This window comes from Micromonospora sp. NPDC127501, from assembly GCF_040302185.1.
GTDB lineage: Bacteria > Actinomycetota > Actinomycetes > Mycobacteriales > Micromonosporaceae > Micromonospora.
On record NZ_JBEORJ010000009.1, the window covers coordinates 297,750 to 308,331 of the forward strand.

At 72.0% G+C, this 10,582-nt stretch carries 9 protein-coding genes; 4 read left to right on the forward strand and 5 right to left on the reverse strand.

What is annotated here, in order from left to right; all coding sequences use genetic code 11:
- The first annotated feature begins 12 nt into the window (after positions 1 to 12).
- Positions 13 to 1,692, forward strand: coding sequence for a hypothetical protein (locus ABTW72_RS21980; protein ID WP_350861378.1), 1,680 nt, complete (start codon positions 13 to 15; stop codon positions 1,690 to 1,692).
- A gap of 156 nt (positions 1,693 to 1,848) precedes the next feature.
- On the opposite strand, the gene ABTW72_RS21985 is transcribed toward ABTW72_RS21980, so the two are convergent.
- On the reverse strand, positions 1,849 to 4,935 hold the full coding sequence (locus tag ABTW72_RS21985; RefSeq protein ID WP_350861380.1) for a helix-turn-helix transcriptional regulator: 3,087 nt from the start codon (positions 4,933 to 4,935) through the stop codon (positions 1,849 to 1,851).
- Positions 4,932 to 5,102 (reverse strand): hypothetical protein, encoded by a 171-nt coding sequence (locus ABTW72_RS21990; protein WP_167362519.1) that lies wholly within the window; start codon positions 5,100 to 5,102, stop codon positions 4,932 to 4,934. The genes ABTW72_RS21985 and ABTW72_RS21990 overlap by 4 nt, the downstream gene beginning before the upstream one ends.
- Before the next feature lie 207 nt (positions 5,103 to 5,309).
- On the opposite strand from ABTW72_RS21990, the gene ABTW72_RS21995 reads away from it, so the two are divergent.
- Entirely contained in the window at positions 5,310 to 5,996 is a 687-nt protein-coding gene (locus tag ABTW72_RS21995) for a DUF4191 domain-containing protein (RefSeq protein ID WP_091407420.1), read from the forward strand.
- Between the two features lie 245 nt (positions 5,997 to 6,241).
- Here ABTW72_RS21995 and ABTW72_RS22000 read toward each other — a convergent pair whose 3' ends face one another.
- Positions 6,242 to 6,640 (reverse strand): RDD family protein, encoded by a 399-nt coding sequence (locus ABTW72_RS22000; protein ID WP_350861383.1) that lies wholly within the window; start codon positions 6,638 to 6,640, stop codon positions 6,242 to 6,244.
- Positions 6,641 to 6,903: 263 nt separating this feature from the next.
- On the opposite strand from ABTW72_RS22000, the gene glnA reads away from it, so the two are divergent.
- The gene (gene glnA, locus ABTW72_RS22005; RefSeq protein WP_112671701.1) at positions 6,904 to 8,328 is read left to right on the forward strand and encodes a type I glutamate--ammonia ligase; all 1,425 of its coding nucleotides are present in this window, start codon (positions 6,904 to 6,906) and stop codon (positions 8,326 to 8,328) included.
- An 81-nt stretch (positions 8,329 to 8,409) separates the two neighbouring features.
- Here the strand turns inward: glnA and ABTW72_RS22010 are convergent, their stop codons facing one another.
- Positions 8,410 to 8,772 (reverse strand): tyrosine-type recombinase/integrase, encoded by a 363-nt coding sequence (locus ABTW72_RS22010; RefSeq protein ID WP_350861385.1) that lies wholly within the window; start codon positions 8,770 to 8,772, stop codon positions 8,410 to 8,412.
- A 148-nt stretch (positions 8,773 to 8,920) separates the two neighbouring features.
- Here ABTW72_RS22010 and ABTW72_RS22015 point away from each other — a divergent pair, with 148 nt between their 5' ends.
- Positions 8,921 to 9,391: a hypothetical protein gene (locus ABTW72_RS22015; protein WP_350861387.1), complete on the forward strand. Its 471-nt coding sequence runs from the start codon at positions 8,921 to 8,923 to the stop codon at positions 9,389 to 9,391.
- 351 nt (positions 9,392 to 9,742) lie between these two features.
- Here ABTW72_RS22015 and ABTW72_RS32745 read toward each other — a convergent pair whose 3' ends face one another.
- Positions 9,743 to 9,994, reverse strand: coding sequence for a DUF8847 domain-containing protein (locus tag ABTW72_RS32745; RefSeq protein WP_502892231.1), 252 nt, complete (start codon positions 9,992 to 9,994; stop codon positions 9,743 to 9,745).
- Between the last annotated feature and the right edge of the window lie 588 nt (positions 9,995 to 10,582).

Below are 10,582 nucleotides of genomic sequence, written 5' to 3' on the forward strand. Positions count from 1 at the left end.
CATGATCGTGTGATGACCGTCGGCGTACGCGAGCAGCCGCGCGGCGCAGAACCGGCCCGCCCGCGGCCCGGCGCACGTCCCGGCCTGGTCGGTTGGCTCACCGGGTTGGCAGTGCTCGCCGGGGTGGGTTACCGGCTCTGGCTGCTGCTGCACGCCGCCCCGCCGACGAACAGCGACGAGGCCACCATGGGGCTGGCCGCGCTGCACATCGCCCGGGGTGAGGGTTTCCCGGTCTGGTTCTACGGCCAGCAGTACATGGGCACGCTGGAGGCGTACCTGGCCGCACCGGTGTTCGCCCTCGCCGGTGGGCCGTCGCTGTTCGGGCTGCGGTTGCCCACGCTGGCCCTGTACGTGCTGTTCCTGCTGCTGGCCTGGCGGTTGACGCTGCGGCTGACCGGGGACCGGTGGTTCGGGCTGCTGATGGTGGCGCTGCTGGCCCTCGGTTCCGACCGGATCGTCAAGAACCAGCTGATCGCCGGCGGCGGCTACCCCGAGATGAACGCGGCCGGGGCGGCGCTGGCAGTGCTCGCCGTGGATCTGGCCACCGGTCGACCGGGGCGGCGATCGGCCGACGCCGGGCGACCCGGCCGGCGGCTGGCGCGCTGGGCCGCGTGGGGGTTCCTGGCCGGGTTGATGCTCTGGGTCGACCCGCTCGTGCTGCCGTACGTCGCGGTGACCGGCGCGGTCCTCGTCGGGTTCTGCCGCCGGGAGCTGTGGGGTGCCGCCGGGGCGCTGCTCGGGGCGACGGCCGTGCTGGGGGCGGCCCCACTGCTGCTGCACAGCCTGCTGACCGGGCGCACCCCGCTGCACGCCGTGCTCGCGGCCAGCGGCGCGAACGCCGGCGCGGGCTGGCCGGACCGGCTGCACGGCGGACTGGTGCTCGGCCCCGGGCTCGGCATGGGCTTCTGCGCTCCCGGCCAGTGCGCCACCTGGCAACTGTGGTGGGCGCTCGCCCTGCCGCTGCTGCTGGTCATCGCCGCCGCCACCGCCTGGCGGGCCCTGCGCGCCCCCGACCCCGACCCTGCCGCCGCCGGGTCTGACGCGGTGTCGCCTCGGGTGGCGGCGGCGGCACGGCTGGCACTCGTGCTGGCCGCGGTGGCCACCCTCGGCGCGTACGCCGTGAGCAGTTCCGCCGGGCTCACCCCCGTGGAGAGTTCCCGCTACCTGTCCTGCCTGCTCATCTCGCTGCCGGCGCTGCTCTGGCCGGTGTGGACGGTGGCGAGGCACGGGCTGCGTCCGGCGGCGATCGGCCGGCGTGGCATCGGGTCGATGCTGGCCCGGTCGGTCGCTGTGGTGTTGCTCGCCGCCACGTTGGGCACCGCCGCCCACGCCACCTGGCGGGCAGCCGAGACCGTCCCGGCGACCCAGGCCGCCGAGGCCCGGCACACCGAGCTGGTGAGCACCCTGCGACAGCTCGGCGTACGGCACGTGCGCGCCGGCTACTGGACCTGCAACCGGCTCACCTTCGCCAGCGCGGAGCAGGTGGTCTGCGCGGTCGTCGATGACACCCTGCGCCCCGGCTTCGACCGCTACCCCGCGTACCGCCGGGAGGTGGACAGTGCGGCGGCACCGGCCTGGGTCGCGCCGGCCGGCTCACCACTGGCGGAGGTGCTCGACGAGCGGCAGCGGGTCACGCCGGGCAGCCTCGACCTGGTCACCATCGAGGGCTGGCGCATCTACCTGCCGCGCTGACCCCGGCGGTCCACGTCAGCGCGGCGGCCCCGGTAGGCGTCACCGTGCGGCCGGATGGGCCTCGGTGCGCGGCCCGGCGGTCTCGGTGCGCGTCAGCGCGCGGCGCGGGCGCGTCGGTGCGTGCCTCAGCGCGGCACGGCGGCCCCGGTGCGCGCGTCAGCGCGGTGCGGCGGCCTCGGTGAGCAGGCCGAGGCGGTGGGCCAGGGCGGCGGCCTCCACCCGGTTGGTCACGCCCAGCTTCGCGATGATCCGGGAGACGTGCACGCTTGCCGTCTTCGGTGAGATGAACAACCGCTCGGCGATCCGGCTGTTGCTGTGCCCCTCCGCGACCAGGCGCAGCACCTCCCGCTCCCGGGCGGTCAGCAGGTCCGCGCCGGCCCCGCCCCCGGCCGCACCGCGCAGGCCGACCCGCCGCGCCAGGGTGGCGGCCGCCTCGACCAGCGGGGTCGCACCCAGCCGCCGGCCGATCTCGGTGGCCTCGGTGACCGCCGCCGCCGTCTCCTCGCGTTCCCCGGCTGCGGCGGTCGCCTCGCCCAGCGCCAGCAGCGCCCTGCCCAACGGGTAGGGCTGCCCGTCAGCCCGCCACGCGTCGACCGCCGCACGCCACGCCGGCAGCGCCTGGTCGCCGACCGCGAGCAGCGCGGTGACCTGGGCGGCGTGCGCACGGGCCGCCGGGTGCCGCGCCGGCAGGTCGGTGGCGAGCGCCGCCACCGCGGCCGCCAACTCCCGGTCACCCACTCGGGCCGCGGTACGCGCAGCGGCGCTGAGCACCGGCCAACCCTCCCGGGGCAGCCGCGGCAGGCTCTCGTCGGCCACCGCGACGCGGGCCGCCCGTACCGCCTCCACCTTGTCGTCCGCGGCCAGCGCCGCCTCGATCGCCAGCTCGTGCAGGGGCAGGCGGTGGTTCGGCCACAGGTAGGGCCGGTTGAGGAAGGTGAGCGCCCGGTCGACCAGCTCGTCGGCGCCCGGATGGGCGCGGGCCAGCCTCAGCCCGGCGCCCAACTGGAGCCAGTGCAGACCGGTGACACCGGACAGGTCAATCCGGGCGGCCTCCGCACAGACCGCCTCGGCCTCGTCCCACCGACCCAGCGCGATGAGCGCCTCGGCCCGGTTGGAGAGCAGGTACGCCCCGGTGGAGCGGCTGATCCCCACCCGTCGCGCCTCGGCCGCACCGGCCTCGGCGGCCTGCGCGGACTCGGCGTAACGGCCCAACTCGCAGAGCATGTCCGACTCGAACACCATGGCGAGCACCAGGGTCGGCGCGTCCCCCGCCGCACGGGCGGCGGCGGCCGCCTGGCCCAGCTCGGCCAGCCCGCCGGTCAGGTCCCGCTCGCCGTGGCAGAGCAGCGCGATCCGCGTGGACAGCAGGGCCACGTGTTCTCCGAGCGCCTCGGCGTCGGCGGCGGCCTCGGCTGCCACCCGGGCCGCCTTCTGCGGGTCGATCTTGACCAGGTGGGTGGCGATGTCGGCGAGCAGCCGGACCCGCTCCGCGCCGGGCGGGCCACCGGCCGCCAGCCGGTACGCCTCATCCAGCTCGCCGCTGCCGTCGCTCTTGCCGAGCAGGGCCATCAGTCGACCGCGCTGGTCCAGCAGGCGGGCGGCGCGCAGCGGCGCGGCGTCGACGTCCACCTCGGCCAGCCCGGCCCGGGTCAGGGTGATGGCCCGACTGAAGTCACCGGCGGTCACCGCGGCGTCCAGGGTCTGCTCCAGCAACGCCAGGTGGTCCATGCCGAGCAGGTCGGCGGCGTCCGGCACCAGCTCCCACAACTCCAGCGCCCGCTCCAGCAGTCGGCGCTGCTCGGCGTACGCGTACCGGTCGGCGGCGGCGCACGCGGCGGCTCGTGCGGCGACGAGCGCGCGCGGGTGGTCGTGCGCGGCGTGCCAGTGGTGGGCGATCTCGGCCGGGGCGCGACCGGCGGCGACCAGATGCGGCTGGGCCTCGATGGCGGCGGCGAAGCGGGCGTGCAGCCGGGCGTGCTCACCGGGCAACAACTCGTCGTGTACGGCCTCGCGGACCAGCGCGTGTCGGAACTCGTAGTCACCGTCCCGGTCGGCCACCACCAACTGGGCCGCGACGGCGGCGCGTAACGCGTCCTCCAGCTCGGTTTCGGGCAGCCCGGCGACCTCGGCGAGCAGGTCGTGGGCGAAGCGGGTGCCGCCGGCGGCCGCGATCCGCAACACCCGCTGGGCCGGCTCGGGGAGCCGGTCCACCCGGGCCAGCAGCAGGTCACGCAGCGTCTCGGGGAGCGCCGCGCAGCCGATCGGGTCACCGGCGACGGCCAACTCCTCGATGAAGAAGGGGTTGCCCTGGGTGCGGTCGTGGACGTCGTCGACGGCCCGGGCGAGCGGCTCGGCGCCGAGCAGGTCGGCGAGGATCGCGGCGGTGCCGTCGCGGTCCAGGCGGGCCAGCTCGACCCGCTCCACACCCCGGGCCCGGTCCAGCTCGGCGAGGAACGGGCGCAGCGGGTGCCCGCGCTGCAACTCGTCAGTGCGGTAGGTGCAGACCAGCAGCAGCCGGCCCGGCCTCGCCGCCCGGACGAGGAAGCCGATCAGGTCGCGGGTGGAACGGTCGGCCCAGTGCAGGTCCTCGATGATCAGGACCAGCGGGCGAGCATCGGCCAGCCGCTGGAACAGCTCGGCGACCAGGTCGAACAGGTAGCCGCGCGGGGCGTCGCTGAGCGGGACGGCACGCGGGGTGGTCAGCGTCGCGGTGGCGCGGCCCAGCTCCGGCAGGAGCGGGGCGAACTCCGCCTCGTAGCCGGCGAAGACCTCGGGGCCGTCGGCGCGGAGCACCGCGCGCAACGCGGCGGCGAACGGCGCGAACGGCAGACCCGCCTCGCCCAGCTCCAGGCACTGGCCGACGAGCACCCGCGCCGCGCCGTCGGTGGCCCAGCCGGCGAACTCCTCCAGCAGCCGGGTCTTACCCACACCCGCCTCGCCGCCGACCAGCACGGTGGTCGGCTCCCCGGCCCGCGCCCGGCCCAGCGCGTCTCGCAGCGCCACGGTCTCGCGGTGGCGCCCGACGAGGACGGAGCTGGCGGCTCGTACGGTCACGTGTTCGAGCATGCCATGGCGGCCCGCCCCGCCGGCCCCGCCGATCGGCCGGCGGCCGGGCGGCGGGGTCGGATCGGGGCGAGCGGCCAGCCCGACCGGTGCGGTGGACGTGGCGGCCATGCTGGGTGCGGTGGACGTGGCGGTCGCGCTGGGCGCCGTGGACGTGGCGGCCACGCTGGGCGCGGTCACCGGCGGGCGTCGCCGGTGCGACCGGCCTGCCTGCGCCGGCCCAACCACCCGCGGCTGACCGGCCGGGACAGCGACCGGGCCAGCCGGTCCGCGGCCGCGTCGGCGCGCAGCTCGGCGGCGTGGGTACGGTGCAGGGTGAGCAGGAAATCTGCGTCGTTGCCGAACATGTCGGGCTCCTTCGTGGGGTCGTCGTCTTCTGCTGACGACTCTTCGCGCGAAGGCCCCACCCGGGCATGGGCATGGCGCCTCATCTTCCCCGCCCACAGCCTCCTTACCCCGCCGCTGCGGGCACGTACGGCGACGTAAGGTACTCAGCTGCCCCGGCACCCGGACGCGGATCAACCGGGCCGGCGGCGACCACTAGACTCTGCGGCATGGCAAAGCCCCAGGAGAAGGTCTCGTTCGGCCAGCGGCTGAAGCAGATCGGGATGGTGTTCCAGTTCACCGCCAAGCAGGACCGGTGGTTCGCGCCGCTGGTCGCCGCCGCGGTGCTCATCCCGCTCGCGCTCACCGTGGTCGCGGTCATCCTCTGGAGCTGGATCTGGCTCCCGATCGGCATCCTGTTCGTCCTGCTCGCGGTGCTGATCGTGCTCAACCTGCGGTCCAACAAGGCGATGATGAACGCCGCCGAGGGGCAACCCGGCGCGGCGGCGCAGATCATGGAGAACATGCGCGGCGACTGGCGGGTGACCCCGGCGGTCAGCTCGACCACCCAGATGGACATGGTCCACCTGGTGATCGGCCGCCCGGGCGTGATCCTGTTGGCCGAGGGCAACCCGCAGCGGGTGCGCGGCCTGCTCGGCCAGGAGAAGCGGCGGCTGTCCAAGGTGATCGGCTCCGCTCCCCTGCACGACTACGTGATCGGGCAGGAGGAGGGCGAGCTTCCGATCCGCAAGCTGCGGACGACGCTGCTGCGCCTGCCCCGCGCCCTCTCCGGCAAGGACGTCAACTCGCTGGACAAGCGACTCAAGGCGCTCACCGCCCGGCCGCAGATGCCCAAGGGCGCGATCCCGAAGAACATGCGGCCGCCAGGCGCCTTCCGCCAGTCGCGGGGCCGCTGACCCCCCAGGTGTACGTAAGGAGCCGGACCCACACGGGTCCGGCTCCTTCGCGTACACCCTCATGTGCACCCGCCCTGACGCGCCGCTCGCCTCCCGGCCACCCCTCGCCCTCAATCTCGCCCTCGCCCTCGCCCTCGCCCTCGTGCTCGATCCTGGATGTAGTGGCCTCGCACGCGGCGGATGCCACTAGATCCTGGATCGAGTGCGATCTTGCGGCGGTCCCGGACCGGCGTTGTCGGGGTTGGTCAGCCGCGGGGGGCGTCGACGATGACCGAGCCGGCGACTCGGTCGTGCAGGCCGCGCCGGTGCTCGTCCATGATCAGTGCGGGGACGACGAGGGCCAGCAGCAGGCCACGGATCAGCCCCCGGAGCACGCCGATCCGCCCACCGTCGTGCCAGTTCACACAGCGGATCCTGGTGATGTACATGCCCGGCGTCTGGGCGAACAGGCCGAGGAAGATGCCGTAAACCACGACAAGTACCAGCACCGGCGCCCAGCCGTCGCGTACCGGGTCGGCGAAGATGTTGGATACCAGCAGGCAGAGCACCCAGTCGATGATCAGCGCCCCGAACCGCCGACCGAGGCTCGGCGCGGTGAAGGTGGGGTCGGTGGCCGGCGCTGCCGGGAGGTGCGGATTGGTCACAGCGATCAAGGGTATCCGCGCCGGGACGAGGGCTTGCCGGGTGCCGCCGCCACTGTGTGCTGATTCAGGCCAAAGCGATCAGATGTCATTACACTGGCACAGTCGGTACGGCGTTCCTGGCGGGCCGGAGGCGTGGACCGGGGCGTCGCTGACGCTCCGCGAGGGACGTAACACGGCAGAAACAACGGAGACACGGCCGGGCAACCCCCCGGCCCTAGCGTCGCCAGAAGCCTAGCCACCCCGTGGACGTGCCAGGAGGATGTGTGTTCGCCAACCCCGAGGAACTGCTGCGATACCTCAAGAACGAGGACGTGAAGTTCGTCGACGTTCGTTTCTGTGACCTGCCCGGCGTGATGCAGCACTTCAACCTGCCGGTCGAGTCCGTCAACGACGACCTCTTCACCGACGGCCTCGCGTTCGACGGTTCGTCGATCCGCGGTTTCCAGGCGATCCACGAGTCGGACATGCTCCTGCTCCCGGATGTCGCCACCGCGTTCATCGACCCGTTCCGCGCGCAGAAGACGCTCGCGCTCAACTTCTTCATCCACGACCCGTTCACCCGCGAGGCCTACAGCCGCGACCCGCGCAACGTGGCGAAGAAGGCCGAGGCGTACCTCGCGGCCAGCGGCATCGCCGACACCGCCTACTTCGGCGCCGAGGCGGAGTTCTACATCTTCGACTCGATCCGCCACGAGACCTCGGCGCACCAGTCGTTCTACTACATCGACTCGATCGAGGGCGCCTGGAACACCGGCCGCGAAGAGCCGGGCGGCAACCGCGGCTACAAGACCGCGTACAAGGGCGGCTACTTCCCCGTCCCGCCGGTCGACCACTACGCCGACCTGCGTGACTCGATCGTGCGCCGCCTGGTCGACACCGGCTTCAACGTGGAGCGTTCGCACCACGAGGTGGGCACCGCCGGTCAGTCCGAGATCAATTACCGGTTCTCCACCCTGCTGCACGCCGGTGACCAGCTCCAGCTCTTCAAGTACATCGTGAAGAACGAGGCCTGGGCCAACGGCAAGACCGCGACGTTCATGCCCAAGCCGCTGTTCGGCGACAACGGCTCCGGCATGCACACCCACCAGAGCCTCTGGCTCAACGGTGAGCCGCTGTTCTACGACGAGACCGGCTACGCCGGCCTGTCGGACATGGCCCGCTGGTACATCGGCGGTCTGCTGCACCACGCGCCGTCGCTGCTGGCCTTCACCAACCCGACGATCAACTCGTACCGTCGCCTGGTGCCGGGCTTCGAGGCGCCGGTCAACCTGGTCTACTCGCAGCGCAACCGGTCGGCCTGCACCCGCATCCCGGTGACCGGCGCGAACCCGAAGGCCAAGCGCGTCGAGTTCCGCGTCCCGGACCCGTCGGCCAACGTCTACCTGGCCTTCTCGGCCATGATGATGGCCGGCCTCGACGGCATCAAGAGCAAGATCGAGCCGCCGACGCCGATCGACAAGGACCTCTACGACCTCCCGCCGGAGGAGTGGGGCGACGTCAAGCAGGTGCCGGGCTCGCTGTCGGCCGTGCTCGACTCGCTGGAGGCCGACCACGACTACCTGCTCGACGGCGGCGTCTTCACGCCCGACCTGATCTCCACCTGGGTCGACTGGAAGCGCGCCAACGAGGTCGACCCGGTGCGTCTGCGCCCGACCCCGCACGAGTTCGCCATGTACTACGACTGCTGAGCCTGATCAAGGCTCTGACCTGCACCAACAGGATCGCTACTGATCTTGGGTACAGGTTGGGTACAACCTCACGGACGGCGGTCATGCCCGGCTCACAGCCGGCGTGGCCGCCGTTTCGTGTTGACCGAGCGCACCGTCGATGAGCAGCCGGGTCCGGTCGAGCACGTCCGGCCACTCGTGCACGTAGGTGTTGAGCGTGATGGTCGGTGTGCTGTGCCCCAACGCGAGCTGCACCGTCTTCACCGAAGCGCCCGCGTGGATCAGGACCGTCGCGTAGTAGTGCCGTAGTCCGTGAATCCCCCACCGCGCCGGCAGGCCGACCGCTTCCCGGGCGCTCGCCCACGTCCGCGAGAAGGTCGCCGCGTTGACAGGCTCGCCGCCGACACCCTTGCCACGGTGCCGACCCGCACCCCGAGGTAGGCGGCGACATCCGAGGTCGTCCACCACTCCGCGTCGGGATCAGGGGTCGTCACGTCCACCATTCTGCCCGCGTTGGGCGATCAACGCAGGTCTGTGCGGACCGTCCGTCGCACCGCCTCGGCGACGCGCCCCCGCTCATGCCCATGAGCCGTCCTACAACTAGCGTGCACCCATGGCCAAGTCTTTGGACGTCTCGAGTCCGGCTGCGCGTCGGGAAGCGCTCCGGATGGTTGACGTCGATGATCCTGGCCCCCACCACGCGATGCTCCGCGAGATCTTCGATCTCGAAAAAGCGTGGCGCGAAGGTCCGGACACGGGCGAGAGCGACGAGTACGAGCAGATTTACGTAGCAGCCTTCCTGCTGTTCCTGATCGGCGATCCCGCGGACTCGCCCCGCCTGTATGGAGCCAAGTTCCGCACAGGTGACATGGACCTGGGCATCGGCTTCGATGCCCAGGCCATCTTCGGAGCGGGCAGGCGCGAAACGCTTCAGTGGCTCTTGAAAAACGGATACACCGACGAGCACGCGCATCTGTCTGAGTGGCTATCGCAGGGGGAAGACCCGAAGATCGAAAACTGGGCTCCGCATGTACGCCGGTACTTCTACTCACCGGACGGCGTGCTACGTCTGGATCCGCTTTAGACACACGTAGCCAGCCAAACGCCCGCCCTTGCTGCGAGTCCCGGGCTCGACATGACGCCGGGGCGATCATGTCGAACATCAACCGAGGCCGCCGTGTCAACCATCAACCGGCGCAGGACAGCTGCCTGCCTTCACCCCGGTGAGAACTTTCCATACGTCTTCAAGGCGGGCCGCAAGCGGCCCGCTGGCACGGATCCGGGGCACGGCGCGCCTTGCCGCTTCGCTAACGGCGCGCCGACCCCGGTCCGTGCCGGCCGAGAGCGGGCACCACGAAGCCCCGGCAACCCTCACCAGGAGGGGCCGGGGCTGATGCAAGCGCATGGAAGCCGGATGGACTCCCCCCGCATCAGGTCATGATCGTGGCTCCGTGCCTGCGAATCGGTATACCCAGGAATGCTCGGCACCGTCGCCACCCGTCGCCGACAGGAGGTAGACGGACCACGTATCGCCACCCACGTTGCCTGCCCGTAATCCCTGCGGGGGCTGGCCATCCATGTCCAGCTGCACGATCTGGCATCGGCCGTCACGGGGACCGCCTACCAAGCGGATGCCGGTAGTCCGGTTAAAGATCTCGCCCTTGAGCCACCGACGGATGTTCCGCATGGCCGCTGTCTCGATGTCGCCCACGACCGAACTACACCACGCGTCCTCGGTGGCGACAACGCTGTAGACGCCTCCGGCGGGTAGGGCCTCCGGCCCTACGACCCGGGGATAGCCTCCGGCGGCCGGGGCTACTCGCCCCGAACCCTCGGCGACTCTGGGATGCCCCGGCCGCGACCGGGTACCCGTCGCACACCGGAGGCCACCAGACCGCGACGGGACGCCGCACCGGTCCCCACCGGAACCGCTCGCGCACAACACCAACCCATGATCATTAGGTACACGAGGGGTACAGATGCCGCCCGGAAACACTGGATAACGATGGAAGTTGATATACGGCGTACGACCTGCTCAGCGGCTTGATCGAGGCCACTCCCCCAGGTCAGCCGCCACGCGCGGTTAGTTCGCCATGTACTACGACTGCTGAGCAGTCAGATGCACGACGACTCCTGAGCAGTCGCTCGAACACCGGCCGGGGGGGGGGGGGGGCCCCCGGGGGCCCGGCCCCCCCCCCGGGGGGGCCCCCCCCCCCCCACCCGCGGGGGCGGGATTTTGTCGGGGGGGGCGGCACACGCGCGCGCCGCCGGAGGG

What these genes read in the sequence shown, in the direction of transcription:
- ABTW72_RS21980 (WP_350861378.1), top strand. Translation starts at nt 13, where the DNA reads ATGACCGTCGGCGTACGCGAGCAGCCGCGCGGCGCAGAACCGGCCCGC.
- ABTW72_RS21990 (WP_167362519.1), bottom strand. Translation starts at nt 5,102, where the DNA reads ATGTTCGGCAACGACGCAGATTTCCTGCTCACCCTGCACCGTACCCAC.
- ABTW72_RS21995 (WP_091407420.1), top strand. Translation starts at nt 5,310, where the DNA reads ATGGCAAAGCCCCAGGAGAAGGTCTCGTTCGGCCAGCGGCTGAAGCAG.
- ABTW72_RS22015 (WP_350861387.1), top strand. Translation starts at nt 8,921, where the DNA reads ATGGCCAAGTCTTTGGACGTCTCGAGTCCGGCTGCGCGTCGGGAAGCG.
- ABTW72_RS32745 (WP_502892231.1), bottom strand. Translation starts at nt 9,994, where the DNA reads ATGCGGAACATCCGTCGGTGGCTCAAGGGCGAGATCTTTAACCGGACT.